Genomic DNA, 24601 nt, shown 5'->3' on the forward strand with positions numbered 1-24601 from the left:
CGTCGGCGTGACGATACCCGCCCGGCTGACGGCGCGAGCACCGCCAACCGGGGCAGCCGGTCCGCCCCTGGCAGGGCCCCCGGGCGTCGGTCCCGGCCCGGTCCGGCCCGGTCCAGGTCAGTGGCGCCGGTCATACGAGTAGCCTCGGTGCCGTGTACCGGTTCCTGCTGAGCCCACGCTGGCTGGGCGCTCTCGCGCTGACCCTGGTCGCGGCCGCCGTCATGGTGTTCCTCGGCAACTGGCAGCTGGACCGCTACCGGGGGCGCACCGAGGTCAACGAGCGGATCGACGCGGGCCTTCGGATGGCCCCCGTGCCGCTCGCCAACGCGCTGCGCGCTCCCACCGGCGGCGCGGGGACGGCCGGTCCGGCCCCCGCCGAGGACAAGGTCTGGACCCGCGTCACCGTCACCGGCCGGTACGACCCCACGAACACCGTGCTGGTCCGTGGCCGGACGGTGGACAGCCGGGTCGGTTTCGAGGTGCTCACCCCGCTGGTGCTCGCCGACGGCACGGCGCTGCTGGTGGACCGGGGCTGGATCCCGCCGGCACCCGGTGGGGCGACCGCCCAGCCGTCGGTGCCGGCCGCGCCGACCGCCGACGTGACTGTGGTCGGCCGGGTGCACGAGACCGAGAGCGGCGCCGGCGCTGTGGCCCGACGCGACGGGCTGCTGGAGATCCGGCGGATCGGTGTGCCGCGGCTGGCCGGCGAGCTTCCCTACCCGGTCTACGGTGCGTACCTGCTGCTCGACGAGCAGACCCCGGCGGCCGATCCGGTGTTCAAGGCGGTGCCGGTCGGGCACGCCAACAACTGGCAGAACTTCGGCTACGTCGTGCAGTGGTGGCTCTTCGCGGTGATGGCCATCTTCGGCTACGGCTGGGTGGCCCGTCGGGAGGCCCGCCGGGCCGCCGGCATCGGCAGCACCCCGGCTTCGCTGGACCGGGCCGCCGAGCCCACGCCGACCGCGTCCGCCTGACCTCGCCCCGTCAGCCGCTCACGCGGCCGGCGTGGATGGCGCGGACCGCGTCGATGGTGTCCGCCTCGGCGGCGGACTTGTCGTCGCGATAGCGCACCACCCGGGCGAACCGCAGCGCCATCCCACCGGGATAGCGCGAACTCGTCTGCACCCCGTCGAAGGCGATCTCCACCACCTGCTCGGGCCGGACCCGGACCACCCAGTCGCCGCGTTCCACGGCGAGGTCGAGGAACCGCTCGGTCTGCCACCGCAGCAGCTCGTCGGTGAGCCCCTTGAACGTCTTGCCGAGCATCACGAAGTCACCGGTGCGCGCGTCACGCGCACCCAGATGCAGGTTGGACAGCCAGCCCTTGCGTCGGCCGCTGCCCCACTCGACGGCGAGCACCACCAGGTCGAGGGTGTGCCGCGGTTTGACCTTGACCCAGGCGGCACCGCGCCGGCCGGCGTCGTAGGGGGCGTCCGGCGCCTTGACCACCACGCCCTCCTGCCCGGCGTCGAGCGCGGCGGTGAACGCGGCGGCGGCCTGCTCCGGGCCGTCGACCTCCATCCGGCCGACCAGCAGCGACGAATCCACCGAACCGGCGAGGGCGGCCCACCGCTCCCGGCCGGGGCTGTCGATCAGATCCTGGCCGTCGAGGTGCAGCAGGTCGAAGAAGTACGGGGTGAGCACCGTCGCGCCCGTGCTGGCGGCCGCCGCGAGCACCGCCGGGGCGACCGGTGTGCGCCCTGTGGTGCTGGGGGTGGTGCGTCGGGCCGCCCGGCTCGACGTCTGCTGGAACGGCAGGGGCCGGCCGGTCTCGTCCAGGCCGATCGCCTCGCCGTCGAGGACCAACTCCCGGCCCGGCAGGGCACGGACCGCGGCGACCACCTCGGGCACCCGGGTGGTGATCTCGTCGAGGCTGCGGGTGAACACGGCGATGTCGGTGCCGGAGCGGTGCACCTGGATGCGGATGCCGTCGAGCTTCACGTCGACCACCGCCGGCGTGCCGGTCGCGGCGAGCGCCTCGTCGACCGAGGGGGCGCTCTGTGCGAGCATCGGCGCCAGCGGGCGGCCGACCTGCAGACCGAAGCCGGCCAACCCGGCGGCCCCGCCGGCCAGCGCGGCCACCGCCACCGCCCGGAGATCACCGGCGAGCAGCAGCGCCCGGCGGACCGCCGCCACCGGCACCTCGGCGGCCCGGGCCACCGCGTCCGCGAGGAGCCCGGCCTGGGCGCCCTGTCGCAGCTCGCCACTGAACAGGCCGGTGAGCAGTCGCTGCTCGTCGGCCGTCGCCGCCGCGTAGAGGGCACCGAGCAGCGCCCGGCGCCGAGCCTGTGAGCCCGAGCCGTGCACCGCGGCGATCTGCGCGATGGCCGCGTCCACGGCGGCCACCGTCAACGTCGGCTCCGCGGCCGGTGGCGGCAGGTCACGCAGGCTCGCGTAGCCGACCCCGGTCTGCCGTTGGCGCAGCTCACCGGCGAGGTAGCCGGCGCCGGGCTCGACCTCGCCCGGGTCGAGCCGGCGCAGCGCGTCAGCGAGCAGCTCCACCTTGGCCCGTCGGCCGCTGGTGGCGCCGACTGCGGCGGAGGTGGCTGCCAGATCGAGGAACCGCACGCAGCTCATCCTGCCAGTCACCTCCGACACCGCCCGGGCATTGCCGTGCCCGGGCGGTGTCGGCAGGGTGCCGCCCACTCACGCGGACGACGGATCAGGGCCTACGCGGAGATGGGCTCCTCGATGCGCAACCCTCGGGCGCGGACCTCGCCGGCGACCCGAGAGAGCACCGAGTCGAGGGCGACCAGTGCGGCGGAGAGCTCACCGAGCTGTTCGTTGAGCGTGTCCTCGGACCACGCGGAGACATCGACATCTCCCAGCGCGCTGACAGCGGCCCCCAACCGGGCCATCACCTCGTTCGTACTCATGTACGAAAGGCTATAACAGCTGACCATCCGACACGCCGTAAACTCCCAGATCAGGCCCAAAGTTGCCGTTCTGACACCTAACTGCTCACCGCCGCCACGTTGCGCAGAAGCAGCGCCTCGGCGAGGCAGACCCGGGCGAACTCCCCCAGGTGCAGACTCTCGTTCGGGCCGTGCGCGCGGGCGTGCGGGTCCTCCACACCGGTCACCAGGATCGCCGCCTTCGGGAACATCTCCTGGAAGGTGGCGATGAACGGAATCGAGCCGCCGACGCCGATGTCCACCGGGTCGGTGCCGTCCCAGGCGGTCCGGAAGGCCGAACGCGCGGCGTCGAACATCGGCCCGGACGCGTCGATCACGCACGGGTCACCGTCGTGTTCGAAGGTGACAGTCACCTGCGCACCCCACGGCGCGTGCTGCTCCAGGTGCGCACGCACCGCCGCGTACGCCCGCTTGGGGTCGTCGCCCGGGGCAAGGCGGATGCTGAGCTTCGCCTTCGCGGAAGGAACCAGGGCGTTCGGCGCCTCGCCGGTGGACGGCGCGTCGACACCGAGAATGGCCAGCGCCGGCTTGGTCCAGAGTCGGTCGGTGATCCGGCCGGTGCCGATGAACTGCACGCCCTCGGCGAGCCCCGCCTCGGCCCGGACCCGGTCCTCCGGGTAGTCGACGACGGCGCCCTCCCGGCCGACCAGGCCGTCCACGGCCACGTCGCCGGCGTCGTCGTGCAGCGTCGCCAACAGCCGGACCAGCGCGGTGAGCGCGTCCGGCACGGCGCCGCCGAACATGCCGCTGTGCACCGCGTGGTCCAGCGTGCGCACCTCGACGAAGCAGTTGACGATGCCCCGCAGCGAGGTGGTCAACGCCGGTACGCCGATGTCCCAGTTGCCGGAATCGGCGATCACGATGACGTCCGAGGTGATCTCGTCGCGGTGCTCGGCCAGCAGTTGCTCCAGCGAGTCGGAGCCGTACTCCTCCTCGCCCTCGATGAAGAGGACCACGCCGACCGGCAGCGCGTCACCGTACGCGCGCAGCGCCGCGACGTGCGCCATGATGCCGGCCTTGTCGTCGGCCGCGCCCCGGGCGTAGAGCCGGCCGTCGCGTTCCACCGGCTCGAACGGGTCGGACTCCCACAGCGACCGGTCGCCGACCGGCTGGACGTCGTGGTGGGCGTAGAGCAGCACCGTGGGCGCGCCGGGCGGGGCGGCCCGACGGCCGATCACCGCCGGCTGACCGCCGGATCGCACGATGTCGACGTCCAGGCCACACCCGCGCAGCAGCTCGGCGACCGCCTCGGCGGAGCGTTCCACGTGCGAGTGGTCGAAGCCCTCGAAGGCGATGCCGGGGATGCGGACGAGGCGCTCCAGGTCGGCCCGGACGCCGGGCATCTCCCGCTCGACGGCGGCCCGCACCTCGGACTCGGACATGATCGGAGAGGTCATGACCGGCATCGTATGCCGGCCTTACCCAGGCGTGCCGGCGGAGCCCGTACCGTCACCGCTGTCCGCGGGGCCGGCGCCGGCCCGCGCGCCCGGGGCGGTCCGCCCGGCGCGGTGCGCGCGGCCCGCCGCCTCGGTGGCGGCGTCCACCCAGGAACGGGCCCGACCGGCGGTGCCGCCCACCCACTCGCCGACGTCGCTCGCGCCGTCGCCGAGGCGGCGCAGCAACCCGACCAGCGGGTCGGTGGACCGGCTGAACTCCTCCCGGTACGACTCGGCAGCCGCCTTGATCTCCTCCGAGACGCTTGTCGAGCTGTCGTCCTCGCGGCGCGGATAGTCCCCGGCCAGCACCCGCCCGTACGCCGCGGAGTCGATCCACTGGCGCAACTGCGCCGCCCGCGCCACCGGCACCGGATGGGTGCTCCACGCCGTCATCCGGATCTTGTGCAGGCTGTCGCGCAGGTCGCCGCCACCGGCGTACTCGGCGGCCTGCTCGAGGAAGGCGGTGGTGTCGACCTGGGACAGGTCACCGCCGCCGGCGAGCTTCATCAGCAGCCGCAGCGCGGCGGCCGGGTCCTGCCCGGCGAGCAGGCCGGCCCGGTCGGCGGAGAGCTCCGCCTTACGCCACCACTCCAGCATCGCCGCGATGATGGCGCGCAGCGCGATCGCGCCGACCGGCAACCAGCTCAGGTTGGCCGCCCACCGGGTGAGGATCATGAGCATGGTCTTGTAGACGGCATGCCCGCTGCCCACGTGCCCCAACTCGTGGCCGAGAAGGCAGCGCAGCTCGTCCTCGTCGAGTTGCTGCACGCACGCGGAGTTCAGCACGATGAACGGCCGCTCCAGCCCGACCGCCTCCGCGCCCAACCAGGGCGACTGGGTCACGTACAGCTCGGGCAGCTCGGCCACGTCCAGCGCCGCCGCGGCCTCGGTGTAGCGCTGCCACACCGCCGGGTACTGCCGGTGGTCGACCCTAATGCCGGAGGCCAGCACGGACAGCCGGAAACCCCGCTCGTTCCACATCCCGAAGAACGCCCGCACCACGTCGTCGAAACCGCGCAGCTCCCGCAACGCGACCAGGGCACCACGGTCGGCCGGATGCTCCCAGGCCCGTGAGCTGATGCCGGTGAGGGTGATTCGACGCCGCGCTGGCGCGTCCGCTGCCGTCATTGTGGCTCCCCGTTCGCCGTAGCTCTTCGCATCGTGCCGCAGTCGGTGGCCGACGTCCATGCCCCGCTCAGCGGAGCCGCACGTAGTACCGGTCCGCGTCGTGCGGCAGTGTCGGCGCGCCGTCCACCAACAGGTCGACGTGGGTCGCGGTCTCGTCGACGGCGAAGTGCGCCCGCTCCCCCTCGTGCCAGCGGCGCAGCTCGGGCAGGATCTCCGGCCCGTCCCGGGCGACCGCGCGGGCCAGCCGCAGCGACGCGGGCGCGGTGACGAACACGGCCAACGTCAACTCCGGCCGGACGACCGCCCGGGCCGCGCTGACCCCCTCGACCAACAGCACCGGAGCCACCGGAACCGGAACCGGCCGGGGCAGGAAGCACTGCCGCACCCAGCTGTACCGCCGGTAGCCGCCCGGCTCGCCATCGCGCAGCGGGGCGAGCACCCCCTCGTCGAGCCGCGGCCAGAAGGTGACCTGGTCGTCCCACCCGTCGAGCAGGTCGTCGGTGTGCACCACAGGCGGTCGGCCGCCGAGCGGCCCCGCCAGGGCATCCGCGAGCTGCGCGGCGAACCGGCTCTTACCCGCGCCGCTCGGCCCGTCGACAGCGACCAGCCGGGTCCGCCCCAACCGCGCCGGGCCCGCGAGCACCCGACGAGCCAATTCGGCGTACGCCTCGACAACCGCCACGGTCGGCCCGCCAGTTCCCGGCTTCAGCGCAGCCTCCCGTGGTGCATGACCGAAGTATGCCGCCACCGCTGCCGAAGGGGTGATCGACGCCGGTTCATCGACGTCGCGTTATCTACGGTGGCCCGTGTCGATCCTGCCGGTTGCGGGGCCGACGGGGGCCCCTGTGACACGTCCGGCTGACCGCCCCGGCCGGCCGCCGTCACGTCCGGGGGAATTGGGGCGGCGACGGGTGACGGGCGGCCCGTTCGCCGCCCGGGGTGCCACCGAATCGGCATGATCGGGTGGTGCTCCGAGACGTAATGAGCCCCGGTATAGACGCCCTACTCGAACAGGCCCGCGCTGGGCTGCACCGACTGACTCCGCAACAGACCGTCGAGGCGGTCCGCGGCGGTGCGTTGCTGGTCGACACCCGTACCGAACTTCAGCGCCGCGAACAGGGCGACCTGCCGGGCGCTGTCGTCATCGACCGGACCGTACTGGAGTGGCGCCTCGACCCGGCCAGCGCCTGGCGGATCCCCGAGGCCACCGGGTACGACCGGGAGATCGTCCTGGTGTGCCGGCAGGGCTACAGCTCCAGCCTGGCCGCCGCCAGCCTCCAGACGCTCGGGCTGCGCCGGGCCACCGACATGATCGGCGGCGTGGACGCGTGGCTCGCCGCCGGCCTGCCCACCACCGACCGCCCCGCCGACATCCGCCCCTGAATCCCAGCACCTCGCCCCCTCAAGCCCATCAGCCGGGCAGCGGGCAGCGGGCGGCGGGCAGCGGGCGGCGGGCAGCGGGCGGCGGGCAGCGGGCAGCGGGCAGCGGGCTCAAGATCACGCTCGATCCAGGAAACAGGCCCCTCCCCGCACCGACGAGGCCCCTACAACAACGATCGAGCACGATCATGCGGAGGCGACGACCCACGCCCACCACCGACACGACCACGCCGGGCACCACCGCGCACGTTCCCCCGAAACTGCTGCCTCGCGACCGGATGAGGCAGCAATTCCGGGGAAAGTGCGCGGATCATCGCCCCCTCTACACGGCCAGTCCGGGTGGACCCGGCGCGGTCGACACCCGCTGGACCGAGATCACGCTCGAACCAGGAAACAGGCCCCTCCCCGCACCGACGAGACCCCTACAACAACGATCGAGCACGATCATGCGGGAGTAGTGGGGTCCGCGAGAGGCGCCCGGCTCAGGATCACGCCTCGGCGCCCCGGGCACGGCCCCGCATCCACTTTCCGAATGGGACGGTGGAACGGCCAAGACGGCAAGCCGGCCAAGGGGTTCCCGGGGCCAAGGGGGTGGTCCCCGCCAAGACGGCTCGCCGGCCAAGACGGTGGTCGGCCAAGACGGTGGTCGGCCAAGACGGTGGTCGGATAAGACGGTGGTCGGATAAGACGGTGGTCGGATAAGACCGTTCGCCGGTCAGGAGGGTGGCGGACCGGGTGGGATGAACGGGAGACCCGCGGGTGGGCCGGCTTCGATGAGACGCCAGAGGGCATCGGTGTCCAGGTGTTCCTCGACCAGGTCGCCGAGCAGGTCGAGTGAGCGTTCCCGGGCGGCGGCGAAGCTGGTGGCCGGTGCGACCTGGAACCCGCCACGACCGGCCAGGCGAGCCGCCTCGGTGAGGAACCACCTGCGGAACTCGTCGGACTCGAACGCCCCGTGCCAGTGCGTGCCGTGCACCGCGCCGAGCACGGCACCCTCCCCGACACCGTCGTCGCCGGTCAGCAGCGGCGTCAGGCCGGGGTCGGCGTGTGACACGTACCCGTGGTGGATTTCGTAGCCCCGCACCGGAAGGCCACCGTGGCCGGTGCCCACCGACTGCCGGACGGTCTTGCGCGGATCGAAGGTGACGTCGATGGGCAGCAGACCGAGCCCCGGCACGCTGCCCTGCCGGCTCTCCACCGGGTCGTGGATGGCGCGGCCGAGCATCTGGAAGCCGCCGCAGAGGCCGAGCAGGGGCTTGCCGGCCGCCACATGGGTGGCCACCGCGTCGGCGAGACCGGTTTCGCGCAGCCACGCGAGATCGGCGACGGTGGACTTGGAGCCGGGCAGGACGACGAGGTCGGCGGCGGCCAGTTCGGCCGGTTCGATGGTGAGGCGCACCCGCACGCCCGGCTCGGTGGCGAGCGCCTCCACGTCGGTGGCGTTGCTGATCCGGGGTAGGCGGACGACCGCCACGTCCAGCCACTCGCTGCCGTGCGGGGCGGAGGGTCGGCCGAGCACCCGGCCGTAGGCGAGTGAGTCCTCCGCGTCGAGCCACAGGTCCAGTGCCCAGGGCACCACCCCGTACGTGGGGCGGCCGGTGACCTGACGCAGCATGCGTAGGCCCGGCTGGAGCAGCCCGAGGTCGCCCCGGAACTTGTTGATCACGAAGCCGGCGATCAGCGCCTGGTCGGCCGGGTCGAGCAGGGCCACTGTGCCGAACATCGAGGCGAAGACACCGCCCCGGTCGATGTCGCCGACGACGATGGTGGGCAGGTTGGCGTGCCGGGCCAGCCCCATGTTGACGTAGTCACCGGCCCGCAGGTTGATCTCCGCAGGGCTGCCGGCGCCCTCGCAGATCACCACGTCGTACGTCTCGCGCAGCTCAGCCAGTGCGGCGTACGCGGTCTCGGCGAGCCGGGGACGCAACTGCCGGAAGGTGCCCGCGGTGATCGTGTCGACCGCCTCGCCCAACAGCACCACCTGACTGGCCAGGTCGCTGCCCGGCTTCAGCAGCACCGGGTTGAACCGCAGGTCGGGTGCGAGCCCGCACGCCGCAGCCTGCATGGCCTGGGCGCGCCCGATCTCGCCGCCGCGCCCGTCCGGCCCGACGACCACCGCCGAGTTGTTCGACATGTTCTGCGCCTTGTACGGCGCCACCTTCACGCCCTGCCGGTGCAGCCAGCGGCAGATGCCGGCGGTGAGCACGCTCTTGCCGGCGTCGGACGTCGTGCCGGCCACCAGCAGCCCGCCGCTCACCGCCCACTCCCCCGCCGCAACCCGATGCCCCCGTTCAGCCCCGTAGCAGCCAGCCCTCGCCGACCCACGGCGCCGGCCAGTGCACGTCTGCTCACCGCGCCAACCAGCCGGCCGAGCGTAACCGGGTACGCGGCGGCAAGCCCGACGGCGGCCAGCCCCACCGCGCCGGAGATCCGGGCGGCCCGTTTCAGGTGCCGCGCCTCCGGGCGGGGGCCGTCGCCGAGGAAAGGCCGCACCTCGGAGCGCCCGAAGTAGATGTTGCGGCCACCGAGGCGAACCCCGAGCGCACCGGCCATCGCCGCCTCGCACTGACCGGCGTTCGGGCTCGGGTGGTCGTTGCGGTCCCGCCGCCACACCTGCCAGGCGCGCTGCCGGTCCCCGTGCGCGACCGGCGCGACGGCGATGGTGAGCAACCCGGTCAGCCGGGACGGCACGAGGTTGAGCGCGTCGTCCAAGCGAGCGGCCGGCGTGCCGAACCGCGCGTAGCGGGTCGACCGGTGCCCGACCATCGCATCGAGGGTGTTCGCCGCGCGGTAGCCCAGCAGCCCGGGCAGACCGGCGACCGCTCCCCAGAGCAGCGGAGCGACCACAGCGTCGGACGTGTTCTCCGCGACCGACTCGACGGTCGCACGGGCCAGCTCCGACTCGCCCAGCGTCGACGGGTCCCGCCCGCAGAGGTGCCCGAGGCGTCGCCGGGCGGCGGGCAGATCGCCGTCACGCAGCGTCCGACCCATCACTGTCGCCTCGCGCCGAAGCGTGCGGCCGCCCAGCACCGTCCACGTGCCGGCCGCCACCAGCACCGCCCGGGTCACCGGCCGGTGCCGGGTGGCCGCCGCGGCGACCGCCCCGAGCAACACCGGGCCGCCGACGGCCAGCGCGGTGAATGCCGTACCCGCCGTTCGGTCCGGGCGGTAGAGGCGGCTCTCCAGCGCGCCCGCGACCTGCCCGAAGCCCGCCACCGGGTGCCATCGGCGGGGGTCGCCGAGCATCCTGTCCAGCGCGTACCCGGCCAGCAGCCCCACCGCGTTCGCCATCGGCGCTGTCCGTCGCACCCGCACCACCTCCGGCCGGCCAGCCTAGACGAGCACCCCGTGAACCAGCCCAACCCACGGTCGGGCACCGGCAACGAGAACCCGTGGAGCGAACCAGCCGGCCGGCCGCCGACGCCCGTCACGCGGGGTGACGACGCAGGTCGCGCCGCCACCCCGCCCCCGTCGCGCCGCACCGCACCGTGCCGCACCGCGCCGTGCCCTGCCGCGTGGCAGCAGCACCCGCTACCGATGCGGAACCTCAGCCCAGCTCGACCGCCGCCCAACCCGCCACGGTCGACCCGTTCGGTCAGGCTGGCTGCGGGATCCGGCCCCGACCACGCCGCCCTCGGCCGGGCTGCGCCGGCTCCGGCTGCCCCTCGTCGGGCACCGGCCCCAACTCGATGTCCAGGTCACCGTCGGCGTTGTCGTCGTCCGCCTCGGGCGGAGGGGCCAACTCGTCGTCGAAGCCCGCCGGGACGTTGGTCTGCCCGACCTGCCCGCCGCTCGGGGAGCTGTCATCGTCCTGGGGGACGTTGCCGAACGGGCTGGTTCGCAGCTCGGCGTAGTCGGGCAGCTCGAAGTCGTCGTCCAGCGGACGGTCGTCGGGCAGCACGGGCGCCTGCCCGGCCGGCACCGGCTCGGTGGGCTCGCCGTGCACCCGGCTCTCGGCGTCCGCGTCCTCCGTGGTGCTGGTCGTCATGCTCGGCCGGTTGCGCAGGAACCGGGCCCGGCCCCGGGACAGGTCGTGGCCGACGGCGACCGCCTCCAGCTCGTAGAGCGTGCGGTGGTTGCCGGCGTCGTCGGTCCAGTCGCGGGTGTAGAGGCGCCCGCAGACCACCACCGGATCGCCGACCATGACGGAGGCCGCCACCCCCTCGGCGAGCTTGCGCCAACAGTTGACGCGGACGCGGAGCGAATTGCCGTCCACCCATCGGCCGCTGTCCCGGTCGAGTCGGCGGGCGGTGGAAGCGACCTTGAAGTTGGCCACCAGGGTGTTGCTCTGGGTCGTACGCCGCCACTCGGGCGTAGTCAGCACATTGCCGACGATTGTCACGTAAGTGTCGAACATCATCCCTCCAGGGGGATCGGGGCCTGCCAGCGCGAGTCGACTCGACACCGAGCATCGACACTGAGAGCACCCTGCGCGAGCGCCGATCCCCGACCTGTGGATGACGAACCCACCTGTGGACAACGCCCTGATCACGCCCGGATGTGGTACGCCCGACCCGCCCGACCCGCCGTCCACGGTTTCCCAGGCCGCCCGAACTGGGTAAGGACTTGATCAACGCACCACCGACAGCTCCACGTCGACGAGAGGTCAGCGCCATGACGATCACTACCATCGACTCCGCGAACGCTTCCGAGGCGCAGCGATGAGCGCCGTGGCGAACCCGGCCACAGTGGCTGAGTGCCTGCGGGTGGGCGCCGGGTTCTCCCAGGGCGACCGCAACTGGATCGCCGAGCAGTTCGCCACCCTCGACGCCCGGCTCGCCAGCTTCCACGCTGACGCCACCGAGCTGGAGGTGTCGGTGAAGGACCGGGAGGCGCGTGGCCAGAAGGTCACTCTGGAGTGCTGGATCGCCGGCCGGCAGAAGATCGTCACCACCTCCGCGGAGGAGGACCTGCACGCCGCCCTGAATGACGTCCGTGACGATCTGCGCCGCCGGCTCAACGACGCCAAGACCCGCCAGGAGCCCCGGCACAACAAGCACCTGCGCGACCTCCCGCAGCCGCAGACGGAGGCCGTCGAGTCCGACGACGCGGCCCCCCGCGCCGACGCGGAAACGGCCTGACCCACGCCGCACCCCCGCCCGCCCCACCGCCGCTCAGTCGATCATGGAGTCGTGGTGGTCGTTAGATCCGCGACCACCCCTTTTGCGAGGCACCACAACTCCATGATCGACGCGGCGAGCGGGGGTGGGCGGGCGCGGGCTACCGCTGGGTAGGTTGGCGGCGTAGCGTCGCGTTCGTGGAACCGGACGTGTTGGGGCCGCCGTACGAGCGGCAGACGATCGACCTGGGCACCGACGACGAAGGCCCCGTTGTCGCGACTCTGGTCCGGCGGCGGGCCGAGCGCCCCACCGGGCGGGCCGTGCTCTACGTACACGGCTTCGTCGACTACTTCTTCCAGACGCACCTGGCGGACTTCTTCGCCGAGCGGGGCTGGGATTTCTACGCGCTCGACCTGCGCAAATACGGTCGTAGTCTGCTCCCGGCCCAGACCCCGAACTTCTGTCGCGACATCAGCGACTACTTCCCGGAGCTGGACGCCGCCGCCGAGATCATCCGCAAGGACGACGGGCACGACACCCTGCTGGCGATGGGCCACTCCACCGGCGGCCTGATCATCTCGCTCTGGGCGGACGCCCGCCGTGACACCGGCACCATCGACGGCCTGGTGCTCAACAGCCCCTTCTTCGACCTGAACGCCCCCTGGGCGGTCCGTCGACCCCTCGCGGCCGCCGCGTCGCGGCTGGGCCGCAGGGCGCCGCACCGCATCCTGCCGTTCGGGCTCGGCACTGTGTACGGCGAGAGCATCCACTCCGACCACCGCGGCGAGTGGACCTATGACCTGGCGTGGAAGCCGCTGGCCGGGTTCCCGGTCCGGGCCGGCTGGTTGAATGCGATCCGCACCGGGCAACGCCGGCTCCGCGCCGGGCTGGACATCCAGGTGCCGGTGCTGCTGGCCTGCTCGACCCGGTCCTTCCGGGGCACCAAGTGGCACGAAAACGCGACACTGGCCGACGCCGTGCTGGACGTCGAGCACATGGTCCGCTACGCGCCCCGCCTCGGCCGCCACGTCACACTGGCCCGTTTCGACGGAGGGCTGCACGACCTCACGCTCTCCGGCCCCGTCGTACGGAAGAAGGTCTTCGACGAGGTGGGCCGCTGGGCCGAGGCGTTCCTCGCCGCCGGCCCCACCGCCCCGGCCGACGCAACGCCGGCCGACGCCGCACGGTCAGACGCGGACGCCGCGCCGACCGACGCGGCCCGAGCTGACGCGGCACCGGCCAACGCGCAGACGACCGACGGGGCGGGGGCGGCGACACTCGGCGGCTGACCAGGCCGAACGGAGCGCCGGTTCAGATGTCGCCGGGCGTCGCCGGGAGGACGGCACGGATCCGGTCGAAGGTCGCCACCGGGTGCGCTCCGACGCCGGGCAGGACCAGGCCCAGGCAGTACGGGGAGACCTCACCGGTGGGTTCGGCCTGAACGATGAAGACCGGCGCGCCGACGTACCCCGGCGGCAGCTCCGTGGTGATCAGCACGGCGTCCCCGTCGCGGACCACCCGCTCGATCGCGACCTCCAGGGGCCGCGACCCGTCCTCGCGTACCCCGTGGGCCAGCACGAAAGCGGAACTGGCGTCGGCGGCGAGGCGGGCGATGACCTCGGGCCCGGCGGCGATCCCCGCCGGCACCGGCTGGACGCGCCACCGCCAGCCGCCGTCGCCGGCATACCGGTGCAGGCCTGCGGTCGGCAACACCGCGACCCCGTCGCCGGCGAAGCGGGCCCAACCGGGCACGATCTCGGCCTCGGAAATGACGGCCGGGGCCACCCCCGCCGGCTCGGTGACGCTCGTCCGCAGGCCCAACTCACCACCCGAACCGCCCACCATGTCGGCCGCCGTCAGCAGCGACTCCCCCACCGGGTCGTGGCCGTCCTGGAAGAAGAACGCGGTACCGAAGTCGCCCGAGGACCGGTACGGCAGGATGGCGCGACCGACGACCTGGCACAGTTCGTAGGCGACGTCGCTCTCGGCGTCGGAATCCAGCAACACCAGCCAAAGGTACGGTCCACGGCCAGGCCGGTCCGCGGTAACCCGGATGCCCACTACGAGGCGGACGTGAGACTCTGCTCGGCAACGTGGACGCGGGCACCCTTTTCGCCGTCGGGCGGTGGGACGGCGGTACCCTCTGGGCGCGACATCCACGCCACAGGCGCCCGTAGCTCAGCGGATAGAGCAGGGGACTTCTAATCCCAAGGCCGCAGGTTCGAATCCTGCCGGGCGCACCTCCAACGCCGCAGTTCAACTGCCTTGTCGCTCCAGCGCTGGGCTGCGGTCTGTTACGCGTAGGCCCGCCGGGCCTATGCGTGCTCGCAATGGGGCAGCGCCACGCGCTGCCAGTCGCTTCCGGCTAGATCGACCGGGTAGCTGACCTCTCTGACGTGCTTGTCGGCAGTCTCAACCTCGAAGGTGAGGGGCAGCGGTTCTTCGAACCATCCGACCGAGCACTCGAAGGACAGCTCGACCATGAGCTGACCTGTGCCGCCAAGGGGTGACAGCCGAGGTTCTCCGGCGCTGCTTGATGACAGGCCCCCCTTCGCTGCCGCAACCCGGCGGACGGTGATCGGCGCGGGGCCAACGTTGATCAATATCAGATGCCCGGTCAGTTTGACTTTTGGAGCATCGCTGCCCGCGTCGATGGTGGATGCCTGAAAGGTCGGGCTTCCCAAGCTGGCCGTTCGCGGGAGGGCCACGAGTGCGACCACTCCGTTCCGCTCCCGCTGTTCGAGCGAGTCTCGCCGGTGGACAGCGAAGCCGCCGAGCCCAATGCCGACCGCGAAGACGGCGACGAGCCCCAGTGCGATCTTCTGTCTGGTCTTCAGGCGGTCATGGGCAGCGGCGCCCGACTGCGCCGGCTGGTGGTTGCCCTCGTCCAGGTCGATCACTGAATGCTCCGCGACACGGGCGTCAGCCTAGGGTCTCTCCGCACCAGCGCGCGTCGGCCAGCCGTACAGCCAAGCCCGCCCGCTGACCCAGGCGCGCCCTCCACATGACCGAGGCCTTCCTCAGACGACAGACGGCCCCTGCCCTGACGGGAGGGACCGTATGGCGCTCGGCTTCACCTTGCGGGCAGGCCCGCGCGGAGGCTGTGCTCAGCCCTGCTGGTGGCGCTCATTGCGCCGAAGGGCCTCTTCGAGTTGGTCCTCAAGAATGATGATCCGGCAGGCCGAGGCCATGTCGGTGCCCTGGTCGCACATCTCCCGAGCTCTCGCGGCGAGGCGCAGTTGGTAGCGGGAGTAGCGGCGGTGCCCTCCACTGGAGCGCTGCGGGTCGATCAGTTTCGCCTCGCCGAGCCGGCGTAGAAAGTCCTGCGAGCAGCCGAGGATTTCTGCGGCACGGCCCATCGTGTAGGCGGGGTAGTCCTCATCGTCGAGCATGTCGTCGGGTTGAGCCATGGAACCTCCATCACGAGGGCCCCGGTGCTCGGAAGCACCGGGGCCCAAGGGTTGTGGGTCAGGAACACCATCTACCGACAGAACGTCGGCTTGTCTTGTCCGCACCAGCCGTCAGGGACGGCTTCGGGTGCGAGGATCGCATAAGCGTGACCGGAGACCACCTCTCGTTAGAGGGAAACTGCGGTGTCCGCACCCAGCCCACGAACGCGACTGGCAGCGGGCGATCCAACGGTGTAAAGCCCTCCCTTGCCTCTGATTTCCTCTGCTGTACTCCGTGCTGTCCGTCGGTGTCCGAGCCCCACGCGACTTCCTGGCCCCAACACGTACGACGAACCCTCCTTACCTCGGGTGAAGCCCTGAACAAGCGTTGGCCTCACCCGCTGTCACGCGTACTACCTAGCTACGGCGAATGTCCGCCGCCGAGCTGAGCAGGGCTTGCAAGATCCCTGGCCCCACTCCTTCGCCCTCGTGCGGGGCGGAAACGTCAGCGTCTTTGTTGCTCTGTTCTCGACCACAGGAACGTTAGTCGGCGACGGCGCGAATGTCTAGCGCTTCGCACATAGATTTTCTCCGAGGACGGAGATAGCCCCGCCGGCGCAGCCATCCGTGCAGCCAAGACCCGCGTGGCGGGGTCCGCGCGGAGGGTGCCGCAACGGGGCTCCTACGTCAGCGACAGGTAGGCGCGTTACGAGGTCGATCTGGGCCGGCCGACAAGAAGTGCCCGGCAGGTGTCTACGGGTTGGCCGGCCTGCGGCGTTAATTAGGGCGTGACGTTCGAGGAGTACGCGTTCGCTCGCACTTCGGCGCTGGTGCGGCTCGCCCGGCTGCTGACCGGTGACGAGCACCGAGCCGAGGACCTGGTTCAGGAGGTCCTCGCCCGGGCGTACGCCCGGTGGGGGCGCATCTCGCGGACGGACCGGCCGGACGCCTACGTCCGGCGCATGCTCGTCAACACCCACAACTCGTGGTGGCGTCGGCGCAGCAGCCAGGAGATCTCCGTCGCCGCCGTGCTCGATCGGGCGGGCGAGGTGGACGAGGCCGCCGGGGTCGCCGAGCGCGACGCACTGTGGCGGTTGGTCTGTGATCTGCCGGCACGTCAGCGCACCGTGATCGTGCTGCGCTACTACGAGGATCTGGACGACACGTCGATCGCCGAGATCCTCGCGTGTTCGACCGGGACGGTACGCACACACGCGAAGCGCGCCCTGGCGGCACTGCGTCAACGACAGGTTGCGGCAACCCCCGCACGGGCAGGAGAGCTCTGATGTTCAGTGACCTCGATGAGCAGCTCGCCGCCACGCTCAAGCATCGGGCGGGCGGCGACGTCGACCCGACGCCGATCGTGGAGCAGGCCCGGCATCGGGGCCGGCGGTTGCGACTGCGGCGGCGGGGTCTGATCACCGGCGGCGTGGCAGCGGCGTGTGTCGCTCTCACCTCGGTGGCGCTGGCGATCCCGGGCGTTCGGAGCACCGAGGACCCGATCATGCCGGCCGCGGCGCTGATGCTGCCGGAGGCGCAGAGCGATGGGACCGTACGCCCCGAGGAGGTCGGTGCCGATCCCGCGACTGTGCACTTCTCGACGGACGCTCTGGTCAGCGGTGCCGACTTCGCGTCGTGGCGGACCGGGCGCGGCATCGAGAGCGTCGAGTTCCGGGGCCCGAGCGGTCAGGCCCGTTTCGTGTTGGCGCGCACCGAGGTGTTGCTGGATGGGCTCCAGCAGACGTTGTCCTCGCAGGGGCGACCGCAGGGACGGACCGAGGTGCGGGTCGGCGACCGCTCGGGGGTCGCCTGGTTCGATCCGTCCGGCGAACGGAAGCTGTGGTTCGTCCGCTGGCAACCCACCGACGGCATCTGGGCCCAGGTGGACATGTACGCGACCAGCCGCGACGAGGCGGCCGGCACGGCGAGCCGGGTCCGGTTCGACGGTGCCCACCGGTGCGCCGTGCCGTTCCGCCTGGAGTCGCTGCCGACAGGCGGACGCCTGCTGGAGTGCTCGGTCACGCTCGGCCGGTCGGGGCGGGACGCCTTCGTCGAGGGCGCCCTGGTGGTCGGAGACGCCTCCGGCCGTTGGTTGACTGTTCGGGCGCAACCCGCCCCGGCCGGCGACGACGCCCGGCCCGGAAATCTCGTCGCCGGCCCGTACCGGGCTCGCCGGCAAGGCAGCGACGTGCTGGAGATGACAGTCGAGCCGTGCGTCGTCGAGGCGTTCCGCAAGGGTTGGGGCAACGGCTACACCGAGGCGGAGGGCTTGGCGATCCTCGGCGGGTACCAGCCGGCCCGCGATCTCGACCGGCCGGACACCTGGTGACGCCACCCGCGCGGCGGAGGTGTGGGTCATGAGCTGCGGGTCAGCCGAGCTGCGCGGCTGGCCCGCTGCCTTGGTCGGGTCCGAGGAGCAGGTGCTCCACCCCGGTGATCCGCAGCACCCGTTGGGTGATTCCCTCGGCGCCTCGGATCGTGAAGCGGGAGCCGACCTGGTCCGCCCGGTCCCGCGCCAGCAGTAGTGCGCGCACGCCCGCGGCGCTGAAGAAGCCGACGCCGGTCAGGTCACAACAGACTTCGGGATGGCTGTCGATCGCGTTCATCAGGGCCGTGGCCAGGCGTGGGGCCGTGTCCATGTCGACGTACCCCACCGGGGCGACGACCATCCGGTCGGCCGAGATGGTCGCGGACAGGTTCGTGGGCTCGGTGTAGCGGGTCACCTGAAACGACGGACCGGAGGAGTCGAGGTCGAAACGGTTCCAACTGCTGCCGGGGAGCGCCGCTGACGTGACCTGACCGAGACTGACTGCCGTCGGGTAACTGCCGAAGTGGGTCTGGAAGAACCAGGAACGCTCAGTCATAGGAGCACACGCCTCCTGTTGAGTTCCGTAACAGGATTGGCGCATGGCTTGACCAACCTCGACGATAACCGCCTGGGCAGTCGGTCGCCACTCGGCGCGCTCGCTCCCGACCGGTCTCAGTCGACGCTGCGCTGGCGGGCCACCACCTTCCCAGGCCCAGCAGACAGTTGCCGAACGCCTACGTCAGGTTGCCTGACCCACCGCGATCACGCTTGGGACTCGGCGGTCGGGTGGTCCTTTCCACAAGGGCGGCCGCGACCTCCCGCAGTTTGCGGTTGGAGTCCTGGGAAACCTTCGCGAGGACGGCGAACGCCTCGTCGGGGGTGCAGCGGCGTTCGCCCATGATGATGCCCTTGGCCTGCTCGATGACGGCCCGGCTCTGCATGGCCAACTGCATCTGTGCGGCCATGGTGGCGGTGGTGTCGTAGAGGTGGGCGTTGGCGAGGGCGACAGCGGCGTACCCCGCGAACGTCTCCGCGAGGGCGACAGCGTCGTCGTCGAAGGCACCCGCTTCGACCCCGTAGATGTTCAGCGCACCGAGCACGGACTCCTGGATCGGGAACCCGATCGACAGTGAGCTGTGAGCTCCGCCCCGCACGGCTTCGGCCGCCCACTGCGGCCAGCGGGCCTCTTCGGACATGTCGGGGACGGACACGACGGCGGAGTCTCTGGCCGCCTCCAGACACGGACCCTGGCCATGCTCGTACTGCAGTTCGTCGAGTCGCAGCGCCATCTCACCGCTGAACGCGGCGGTGTGTGCGCCCTCCTGCTTCAACAACGTCACCGACACCTCCTCGGCACCGGGGACCGTTCGCCGTGCCAACTCGGAGACCTGGGTCAACACTCCAGACAGGTCGGTTTCGCCGAGCTTGATCTGGCCGAGTTCGGAGATCGCCGCATTGGGGTCAATGGGCTGCTGTGCCATGACTTCAAGGTCCTCGTGCCCGGGGCGCGTACCGGTTGCAGGAAGGCGACGGCAGCGCGCGTGGTGATGGCGCACCGCGAGCACGGGGCACCGCACGGACTCGCCAACCGAGCCCGGGCGCCCGCTGCTGGACGCTGACTGACCGACGCCCAGGCGTCGGCTGCGGCGACAACTATACGACGCCGAGGGGAACGCGCCCGAAGCAGCCGGATCGACTCGGCCGCACTCGTTTGGCCCCCCTGACGGCGGGGCATCGTGCTCAGACAGCGTGAACACCACGCCCCGGCTCGCAGTGTGCCGATGACAGCGCAGAAGCGCGAGCCGGGTCTCGACCGCACCCGACAGCGGAGGTGGGAGGCACCGATGCCAGCCGGATCGAGCCCGAAGAGAGAACGACAGTACGAGCACATCAAGGAGAGCGCGCAGCAGCGGGGCGCCTCCTCCGGCCGGGCGAAGGAGATCGCGGCCCGCACTGTCAACAAGGAGCGGGCCCGCTCGGGTGAGTCCCGAACGGCGAGCCGCTCCTCCCTGAACGACGTGTCGTCCGGACACCGTGGTGGTAAGCGCTCCCACAGCGGCGCCCAGGGTCGTACCAAGGAGCAGCTGTACAACGAGGCGAAGCAACGCGGCATCAAGGGCCGCTCGTCGATGTCGAAGAGCGAGCTGGAGCGGGCCCTGTCGAAGTAACTGACTGTGGTTCCCGGCCGGTCGTGGATCCGGCGAGCCGGCTCAGACGGGCCCCAGCAGGGCGACCAGCGCGTCGTCGCCCTGGCCGAGCTGCCCAACGCCCGTCGCCGGCGCGACCAGGAACCGCCGGCAGCCGTCCAGTTCCACATACCGGTCGGGGCCCGCTCCGTCGAGCGGGCGTAGCACAGCGAACCGGGTCGCCGGGGTGGCACAGTCGACCACTGCCCGGCGGTTGGACAGCGCCCGGAACAGGCCCGCCTGGCGCTCGGGTGGCAGCGGGCCGCCGTACACGAAGTCGCCCGCCGGTTTCTCGCCTTCCTGGAGTGACGCCGGCACCTCATAGACGCAGAGGCGCAGCGGCCCGGCGGCCGGCGATAGCCCAGGCCCGGCCGGCCCGGGTCCACCGTTGCGGGTCTCCACCCACAGCAGGTCCGTCCACTGCTGCGCGCATCCGGCGGCCTCGGCCGCCGCGGATTCGATCTGCCGGATGGTACGGGTGTCCACGGTGGTCCACTGTGGCCCGGCCGACGCGGCGATCACCTCGGCGCGAGGCTTGCCACAGGAGTCCGTCGGGATGTGCGGGCGCAGCCAGCGCCCCCGGTCGTCCACCAGCGCCATCCACGGCGGGACGACCATCTCGAGGGTGCAGGCGACCTCCCCTCCGGTCTGCTCGCTGGGTAGGCGCAGCGCGGTGAGCAGTGGCGCGATCTGCTCGGCGCGTCGCTCGGTGGCGACCTGCTCCTGGCCGCCGTTGGGGCCCGGCCGAATCTCACGCCCGCAGATCACGGCCGCGACCGGGGTGAACGCGGGGTCGATGCGACCGATCGTCGGCTCTTTCACCGCCGGCGGCGGCGTCTCCGTGGTCGGCACCGTGATCATCTCGCCGGCCCGGGGTGCCGCCTCGGCGCAGGAGGTCCACCCATCGACGATCTGGGCCGGACCGGGCTCGTCGGCCCCGCCCGGCCCGATGTCCGTGGCACCGCAGCCACCCAGCGCCATGCCGAGCAGTGCCACCGCCAGTACCGTCCGGGACGAGCGCATCCGGCTCACCACCCTTCCACCCGGGGATGAGACGGACGCCGAGCGCGCCCGGTTCCGCCCGGCCTGCGGCGTGACGAGGGTGACGGGCGGGGACGTCGCCGGCTGGGCCCGGGGTGCCCGCCGGGGAGAATGGCCGAATGGCACATCTGGGACTTGTCGCGCTGCTGGTCAGGGAGTACGACGAGGCGATCGACTTCTACGTCGGCGACCTCGGTTTCGAGCTGGTGGAGGACACCGCCCGACCGGACGGTTCACGCTGGGTGGTGGTCCGCCCGGCGGGGGCCCGAGAGACGGCGGTGCTGCTGGCCCGGCCGAGCAGCGCCGAGCAGCAGGCTCGGATCGGCGACCAGACCGGCGGTCGGGTCGGGCTGTTCCTCTACACGGAGGATTTCGCCCGGGACCATGCTCGGATGGTGGCGGCCGGGGTGCGTTTCCTGGAGGAACCGCGCCACGAGGCGTACGGTTCGGTAGCGGTGTTCGTCGATATCTACGGCAACCGCTGGGACCTGCTTCAGCCCCGCAGCACAGAGTGACACATTAGCGACACTCCGCTACAAAGGGTCAGCCCGTCACCGTCCGCCATGCTATTGTCCGATGTCGATCTACGCCCCGTGGACCCGGACCGGGTCGTTGTCGGAAGGACACTTCCCGATGCCGGCCGTTGCCACCCCAACCGTGCCGCCGCCCACGTTGGACAACCCGGCCGGCGGGGCCCTGGGCCTCATCTTCACCACGTTGCCGGCGCTGCTGCGGCTGAGCTGCGGGCTGTTCGGCGCGGCGGTGGCCGTGTCGGTGCAGACCCCGCCGGTGGAGCAGGCGGTGTTGCTGCCCGCGGTGGCCGTGCTGACCGGCTGGTCCCTCTGGTACGCGCACCGCGCGTTGCGCCACGGCATCGGCCCCGCCCTCGTCGCCGGTGACGTGGCGGTCACCGCGCTGGCCTGCCTCCTCATCCCGGTGCTGGTGGCGCCCGAGGTGCTGCCCGGCGAGGGCAGTTGGATCGCCGTGCTGGCCAGCACCACGGTGATCAACGCACAGGCCACCACCTCGGCACGCTGGTCGATCCCGGCCGGGCTGCTCGTGATAGCCACATACGTGACCGGAGCGCACGCCGCCGGCAACCCCACCGAGGCCAGGGCGCACGCGGCCACGCTGCTGGCGCAGACCCTCTGCACGGCGATGATGGCGGCGGTCATGCGCCGACGCATCGGCCGGGCGGACCGCGCCTTCGTCGAACACCAGCGGCTGACCCGGGAGGCGTTGGTAGCGCGTGCCGCCCGCGAGGCCGAACGCCAACAGAATCGCGACCTGCACGACACAGTGCTCGGGACGCTGACCATGGTGGGGCTGGGCGCGGTGGCCGGACCCTCGACCGTCTTCCGGGGCCGGTGCGCGACCGACCTGCGTACCCTCGTCTCGCTCACCGACGTCGGCCCGGTGGCCGGCGACGGCCCGGTGCCGCTCGACGGGCGGTTGCGGTTGGTGGTCGGCCGGCTGCCCGAGCTTGCGGTACGACTGGACCTGGCGTCCTGCACCGTCCCCGTCGGGGTGGCCGACGCGATCAGCGAGAGCGCCTACGCGGCACTGTCCAACGTGGTCCGCCACGCACCGGGCGCCGGGGCCACGCTGCGGCTGAGCCGCGACGCGATCGGCGTCGTGGTCGAGGTCGCCGACGACGGCCCCGGTTTCGACCTGGCCACCGTCGCACCGCACCGGTACGGACTGCGCGAGTCGATCCGCGGCCGGATGGCGACGGTCGGTGGGCGGGCCGTCGTGGACTCGGCCGTCGGCGCGGGCACCCGGATTCGACTGGAGTGGCCCGGTGTCGGCTGACCTGAACGCCCCCGCGCACCCCACCGACGCGCCGGAGGCACCGAACCGCACCAGCGTTCCGAACCCCCGCGAGCCGGACTCCCCCGCGGCGCTCGCCGCGCCGGCCGCCGTGGCGCACGCGTCCGACCGGGGCGCCCGGATCGCCGCCGTCGCCATCGCGTTGGCCTGGCACGTCGCGATCGCGCTGCCGGCGGTGCTGTCCGCCCGCGCGGAGTTCGCCGCGCCGGCTGTGGTGCTCGGCGCCTGGATCCTGGTCGCCGTGACCGGCGCGGTGGCCGGGGTACGACTGCTGCAAGGTTCGCCGCTGCCGCCGTGGCCGCTGGCCGGGCTGCTGCTGGTCGTCGACGCGGCCGTCTTCGCCGCGGCCGGTGAGCGGCAGTTGTTCACCGCCGCCAACTGGGTGTGGGGCACGCTCGGCTGGTTCTTCGTGCTGGCGGTGTGGGGTCGGCGCGTCGTGGGGCTGATCGCGCTTCTCGGCACGCACGCGTTGATCGCCCTGGTCGCCGTGCTCGGGCACGGCCCCGACCCGGCCGACGTGGCCCGCTACGTGATGTACGTCTACGGCACGTTCTCGCTGCCGGTGGCGGTCTTCGTGGGCAGCACTGTCATCGTCGGCCTGGCCCGGGAACGGGCCGGCGTCTCGGCCGCTGGCCACGCGATGGCCGCCGAGCGGGATGCCGCCGAGCGGGGCCTTCGGGAACGCCGGGACCGCCTCGCTCTGGTCAGCTCGGCGGCCGGTCGGGTCCTCGGGGACCTGGCCGCCGGCCAGGCCGATCCGGACGACCCGGAGGTGCAGCGTCGGTGCATGTTGGCCGCCGCCCGGCTGCGCCGGCTGATCGCCGAGTCCGACGATGTGCCCGACCCGCTGTTGCACGAGTTGCGAGCCGCAGCCGACCTGGCGGAACGCAACGGCCTACCGATCGACCTGGTCACCATCGGCACCCCGCCGCCGCTGCCGGTGGAGGTCCGCCGCCGACTGGCCGACCCGCTCACCGGCACCCTCGCCGACGCCCGGGGATGGGCGCGTCTGACAGTGGTCTCCGGAGCGGACGAGGTGGTGGTCAGCCTGGTCACGCCGGACCGGGAGGGGCCGGAGTCGACCGGCCCACCCCCCGGGGAGCACGACGACGGGCTGGTGCAGTACCTCTACGAACGGGACGGGAACATCAGATGGGCGCAGACCCGGTGGCGGCGGTGACCGGCGACCGGCCGGTCGGGGTGGCGATCGTCGACGACCACCCGGTGGTGGTCGAGGGGGTCCGCGCCTGGCTCGCCACCGAGCCGCGTCTCACTGTGCTCGCCACCGGCGACGACCCGGACGCGGTGCTGCGGGCGGCACCGGACGCCGACGTCGTCCTGCTCGACCTGCGCCTGCACGGGCGGATGGCGTTGGACAAGCTGGCCGAGCTGAGCGCCGCCGGCCGGCGGGTGGTGGTCTATTCGGAGCACACCGACCCGCAGACGATGCTCGCCGCGTTGGACGCCGGGGCGGTCGCGTTCCTGGCCAAACACGAGGGCCGGGAACACTGCGTGGAGACGGTGCTGGCCGCCGCGAGCGACCGCCCGTACGTGCCGCCGGCGCTGGCCGGTGCCATGGTCGGCGACCCCCGGCCGGACCGGCCGATGCTGTCCGACAAGGAGCGTGAGGCGCTGCTGCTCTGGTTCCAGTCGATGTCCAAGGCGTCGGTGGCCCGGCGGATGCAGATCAGCGAGCACACAGTGAAGCAGTACGTCGACCGGGCACGGATCAAGTACACCCGGGCGGGGCGACCAGCTGCCACAAAGGCGGCACTACTCGCCCGTGCGATCGAGGACGGTCTCGTCCGCCCGGAGGAGATCGGCATCTACCGGTCACAGGCGACGCACGACCGGCCGACCCCCTAACAGGCGTCATGACAGGAGCCCTCTGGTCCGCCAGGCTTCAGTACACAGCCAGCTGACCGGAA

Annotated in this window: 25 protein-coding genes and 1 tRNA gene; 12 read left to right on the forward strand and 14 right to left on the reverse strand. The window is 72.2% G+C overall.

What is annotated here, in order from left to right; genetic code table 11:
- The first annotated feature begins 152 nt into the window (after window positions 1-152).
- Entirely contained in the window at window positions 153-974 is an 822-nt protein-coding gene (locus NIE79_RS09205) for an SURF1 family cytochrome oxidase biogenesis protein (RefSeq protein WP_238678135.1), read from the forward strand.
- 10 nt (window positions 975-984) lie between these two features.
- Here NIE79_RS09205 and NIE79_RS09210 read toward each other — a convergent pair whose 3' ends face one another.
- The 5 genes from NIE79_RS09210 to NIE79_RS09230 form a co-directional block, all read right to left on the reverse strand.
- Entirely contained in the window at window positions 985-2577 is a 1593-nt protein-coding gene (locus NIE79_RS09210) for an ATP-dependent DNA ligase (RefSeq protein ID WP_238678136.1), read from the reverse strand.
- A 92-nt stretch (window positions 2578-2669) separates the two neighbouring features.
- The gene (locus NIE79_RS09215) at window positions 2670-2876 is read right to left on the reverse strand and encodes a hypothetical protein (RefSeq protein WP_030488220.1); all 207 of its coding nucleotides are present in this window, start codon (window positions 2874-2876) and stop codon (window positions 2670-2672) included.
- Between the two features lie 77 nt (window positions 2877-2953).
- The gene (locus NIE79_RS09220) at window positions 2954-4297 is read right to left on the reverse strand and encodes a dipeptidase (RefSeq protein ID WP_238678207.1); all 1344 of its coding nucleotides are present in this window, start codon (window positions 4295-4297) and stop codon (window positions 2954-2956) included.
- Window positions 4298-4333: 36 nt separating this feature from the next.
- A complete protein-coding gene (locus NIE79_RS09225; RefSeq protein ID WP_238678137.1) occupies window positions 4334-5479 on the reverse strand; it encodes a M48 family metallopeptidase in 1146 nt (381 codons plus the stop codon).
- A 67-nt stretch (window positions 5480-5546) separates the two neighbouring features.
- Window positions 5547-6188, reverse strand: coding sequence for a uridine kinase family protein (locus tag NIE79_RS09230; RefSeq protein ID WP_372471435.1), 642 nt, complete (start codon window positions 6186-6188; stop codon window positions 5547-5549).
- A gap of 272 nt (window positions 6189-6460) precedes the next feature.
- On the opposite strand from NIE79_RS09230, the gene NIE79_RS09235 reads away from it, so the two are divergent.
- Window positions 6461-6862, forward strand: a complete 402-nt coding sequence (locus NIE79_RS09235; RefSeq protein ID WP_145785474.1) for a rhodanese-like domain-containing protein — start codon at window positions 6461-6463, stop codon at window positions 6860-6862.
- A gap of 712 nt (window positions 6863-7574) precedes the next feature.
- Here the strand turns inward: NIE79_RS09235 and NIE79_RS09240 are convergent.
- The 3 genes from NIE79_RS09240 to ssb form a co-directional block, all read right to left on the reverse strand.
- Window positions 7575-9116 carry a cobyric acid synthase gene (locus NIE79_RS09240; RefSeq protein WP_238678139.1) on the reverse strand — a complete coding sequence of 514 codons (1542 nt, stop codon included), beginning with the start codon at window positions 9114-9116 and terminating at the stop codon, window positions 7575-7577.
- Window positions 9113-10150 carry a cobalamin biosynthesis protein gene (locus NIE79_RS09245; protein WP_238678208.1) on the reverse strand — a complete coding sequence of 346 codons (1038 nt, stop codon included), beginning with the start codon at window positions 10148-10150 and terminating at the stop codon, window positions 9113-9115. The genes NIE79_RS09240 and NIE79_RS09245 overlap by 4 nt, the downstream gene beginning before the upstream one ends.
- 304 nt (window positions 10151-10454) lie before the next feature.
- On the reverse strand, window positions 10455-11219 hold the full coding sequence (gene ssb / locus NIE79_RS09250; protein WP_372471432.1) for a single-stranded DNA-binding protein: 765 nt from the start codon (window positions 11217-11219) through the stop codon (window positions 10455-10457).
- 301 nt (window positions 11220-11520) lie between these two features.
- Between ssb and NIE79_RS09255 the strand changes: the two genes are divergently transcribed.
- Window positions 11521-11940, forward strand: coding sequence for an HPF/RaiA family ribosome-associated protein (locus tag NIE79_RS09255; protein WP_238678140.1), 420 nt, complete (start codon window positions 11521-11523; stop codon window positions 11938-11940).
- A 176-nt stretch (window positions 11941-12116) separates the two neighbouring features.
- Window positions 12117-13208, forward strand: coding sequence for an alpha/beta hydrolase (locus NIE79_RS09260; protein ID WP_238678141.1), 1092 nt, complete (start codon window positions 12117-12119; stop codon window positions 13206-13208).
- A gap of 22 nt (window positions 13209-13230) precedes the next feature.
- Here NIE79_RS09260 and NIE79_RS09265 read toward each other — a convergent pair whose 3' ends face one another.
- A complete protein-coding gene (locus NIE79_RS09265; RefSeq protein ID WP_238678142.1) occupies window positions 13231-13926 on the reverse strand; it encodes a hypothetical protein in 696 nt (231 codons plus the stop codon).
- A gap of 160 nt (window positions 13927-14086) precedes the next feature.
- Here NIE79_RS09265 and NIE79_RS09270 point away from each other — a divergent pair.
- Window positions 14087-14159: transfer RNA gene (locus tag NIE79_RS09270), tRNA-Arg, on the forward strand.
- 75 nt (window positions 14160-14234) lie between these two features.
- On the opposite strand, the gene NIE79_RS09275 is transcribed toward NIE79_RS09270, so the two are convergent.
- Together NIE79_RS09275 and NIE79_RS09280 are read right to left on the reverse strand one after the other, a co-directional pair.
- The gene (locus NIE79_RS09275; protein ID WP_238678143.1) at window positions 14235-14819 is read right to left on the reverse strand and encodes a hypothetical protein; all 585 of its coding nucleotides are present in this window, start codon (window positions 14817-14819) and stop codon (window positions 14235-14237) included.
- A 207-nt stretch (window positions 14820-15026) separates the two neighbouring features.
- Complete coding sequence (locus tag NIE79_RS09280) at window positions 15027-15329, reverse strand: MerR family transcriptional regulator (RefSeq protein WP_238678144.1); 303 nt, start codon at window positions 15327-15329, stop codon at window positions 15027-15029.
- A gap of 767 nt (window positions 15330-16096) precedes the next feature.
- Between NIE79_RS09280 and NIE79_RS09285 the strand changes: the two genes are divergently transcribed.
- Window positions 16097-16594: a SigE family RNA polymerase sigma factor gene (locus NIE79_RS09285; RefSeq protein ID WP_238678145.1), complete on the forward strand. Its 498-nt coding sequence runs from the start codon at window positions 16097-16099 to the stop codon at window positions 16592-16594.
- Complete coding sequence (locus NIE79_RS09290; protein ID WP_238678146.1) at window positions 16594-17637, forward strand: hypothetical protein; 1044 nt, start codon at window positions 16594-16596, stop codon at window positions 17635-17637. The genes NIE79_RS09285 and NIE79_RS09290 overlap by 1 nt, the downstream gene beginning before the upstream one ends.
- 40 nt (window positions 17638-17677) lie before the next feature.
- On the opposite strand, the gene NIE79_RS09295 is transcribed toward NIE79_RS09290, so the two are convergent.
- Together NIE79_RS09295 and NIE79_RS09300 are read right to left on the reverse strand one after the other, a co-directional pair.
- The gene (locus NIE79_RS09295) at window positions 17678-18172 is read right to left on the reverse strand and encodes an STAS domain-containing protein (protein ID WP_238678147.1); all 495 of its coding nucleotides are present in this window, start codon (window positions 18170-18172) and stop codon (window positions 17678-17680) included.
- Window positions 18173-18350: 178 nt separating this feature from the next.
- Window positions 18351-19097, reverse strand: a complete 747-nt coding sequence (locus tag NIE79_RS09300; protein ID WP_238678148.1) for a GAF and ANTAR domain-containing protein — start codon at window positions 19095-19097, stop codon at window positions 18351-18353.
- 363 nt (window positions 19098-19460) lie between these two features.
- On the opposite strand from NIE79_RS09300, the gene NIE79_RS09305 reads away from it, so the two are divergent.
- On the forward strand, window positions 19461-19784 hold the full coding sequence (locus NIE79_RS09305; protein ID WP_238678149.1) for a plasmid stabilization protein: 324 nt from the start codon (window positions 19461-19463) through the stop codon (window positions 19782-19784).
- 42 nt (window positions 19785-19826) lie between these two features.
- Here the strand turns inward: NIE79_RS09305 and NIE79_RS09310 are convergent, their stop codons facing one another.
- On the reverse strand, window positions 19827-20825 hold the full coding sequence (locus NIE79_RS09310) for a hypothetical protein (RefSeq protein WP_238678150.1): 999 nt from the start codon (window positions 20823-20825) through the stop codon (window positions 19827-19829).
- A gap of 137 nt (window positions 20826-20962) precedes the next feature.
- On the opposite strand from NIE79_RS09310, the gene NIE79_RS09315 reads away from it, so the two are divergent.
- From NIE79_RS09315 to NIE79_RS09330, 4 genes are all read left to right on the forward strand, one after another.
- A complete protein-coding gene (locus NIE79_RS09315; RefSeq protein WP_112601437.1) occupies window positions 20963-21358 on the forward strand; it encodes a VOC family protein in 396 nt (131 codons plus the stop codon).
- 118 nt (window positions 21359-21476) lie between these two features.
- Entirely contained in the window at window positions 21477-22655 is a 1179-nt protein-coding gene (locus NIE79_RS09320; protein WP_308193162.1) for a sensor histidine kinase, read from the forward strand.
- Window positions 22645-23853, forward strand: coding sequence for a hypothetical protein (locus NIE79_RS09325; RefSeq protein WP_238678152.1), 1209 nt, complete (start codon window positions 22645-22647; stop codon window positions 23851-23853). Before NIE79_RS09320 ends, NIE79_RS09325 begins: the two co-directional genes overlap by 11 nt.
- Window positions 23826-24539, forward strand: coding sequence for a response regulator transcription factor (locus tag NIE79_RS09330; RefSeq protein WP_238678153.1), 714 nt, complete (start codon window positions 23826-23828; stop codon window positions 24537-24539). The genes NIE79_RS09325 and NIE79_RS09330 overlap by 28 nt, the downstream gene beginning before the upstream one ends.
- Window positions 24540-24601: the final 62 nt, after the last annotated feature.

This window comes from Micromonospora trifolii (genome assembly GCF_022229005.1).
Taxonomy (GTDB): Bacteria; Actinomycetota; Actinomycetes; order Mycobacteriales; family Micromonosporaceae; genus Micromonospora; species Micromonospora trifolii.

Bases quoted from the DNA above. Each gene is read 5' to 3' on its own strand.
- NIE79_RS09210 (WP_238678136.1), bottom strand. From the start codon at position 2,577: ATGAGCTGCGTGCGGTTCCTCGATCTGGCAGCCACCTCCGCCGCAGTC.
- NIE79_RS09215 (WP_030488220.1), bottom strand. From the start codon at position 2,876: ATGAGTACGAACGAGGTGATGGCCCGGTTGGGGGCCGCTGTCAGCGCG.
- NIE79_RS09220 (WP_238678207.1), bottom strand. From the start codon at position 4,297: ATGTCCGAGTCCGAGGTGCGGGCCGCCGTCGAGCGGGAGATGCCCGGC.
- NIE79_RS09225 (WP_238678137.1), bottom strand. From the start codon at position 5,479: ATGACGGCAGCGGACGCGCCAGCGCGGCGTCGAATCACCCTCACCGGC.
- NIE79_RS09235 (WP_145785474.1), top strand. From the start codon at position 6,461: ATGAGCCCCGGTATAGACGCCCTACTCGAACAGGCCCGCGCTGGGCTG.
- NIE79_RS09245 (WP_238678208.1), bottom strand. From the start codon at position 10,150: ATGGCGAACGCGGTGGGGCTGCTGGCCGGGTACGCGCTGGACAGGATG.
- ssb (WP_372471432.1), bottom strand. From the start codon at position 11,219: ATGATGTTCGACACTTACGTGACAATCGTCGGCAATGTGCTGACTACG.
- NIE79_RS09255 (WP_238678140.1), top strand. From the start codon at position 11,521: ATGAGCGCCGTGGCGAACCCGGCCACAGTGGCTGAGTGCCTGCGGGTG.
- NIE79_RS09280 (WP_238678144.1), bottom strand. From the start codon at position 15,329: ATGGCTCAACCCGACGACATGCTCGACGATGAGGACTACCCCGCCTAC.
- NIE79_RS09290 (WP_238678146.1), top strand. From the start codon at position 16,594: ATGTTCAGTGACCTCGATGAGCAGCTCGCCGCCACGCTCAAGCATCGG.
- NIE79_RS09295 (WP_238678147.1), bottom strand. From the start codon at position 18,172: ATGACTGAGCGTTCCTGGTTCTTCCAGACCCACTTCGGCAGTTACCCG.
- NIE79_RS09300 (WP_238678148.1), bottom strand. From the start codon at position 19,097: ATGGCACAGCAGCCCATTGACCCCAATGCGGCGATCTCCGAACTCGGC.
- NIE79_RS09305 (WP_238678149.1), top strand. From the start codon at position 19,461: ATGCCAGCCGGATCGAGCCCGAAGAGAGAACGACAGTACGAGCACATC.
- NIE79_RS09310 (WP_238678150.1), bottom strand. From the start codon at position 20,825: ATGCGCTCGTCCCGGACGGTACTGGCGGTGGCACTGCTCGGCATGGCG.
- NIE79_RS09315 (WP_112601437.1), top strand. From the start codon at position 20,963: ATGGCACATCTGGGACTTGTCGCGCTGCTGGTCAGGGAGTACGACGAG.
- NIE79_RS09320 (WP_308193162.1), top strand. From the start codon at position 21,477: ATGCCGGCCGTTGCCACCCCAACCGTGCCGCCGCCCACGTTGGACAAC.
- NIE79_RS09330 (WP_238678153.1), top strand. From the start codon at position 23,826: ATGGGCGCAGACCCGGTGGCGGCGGTGACCGGCGACCGGCCGGTCGGG.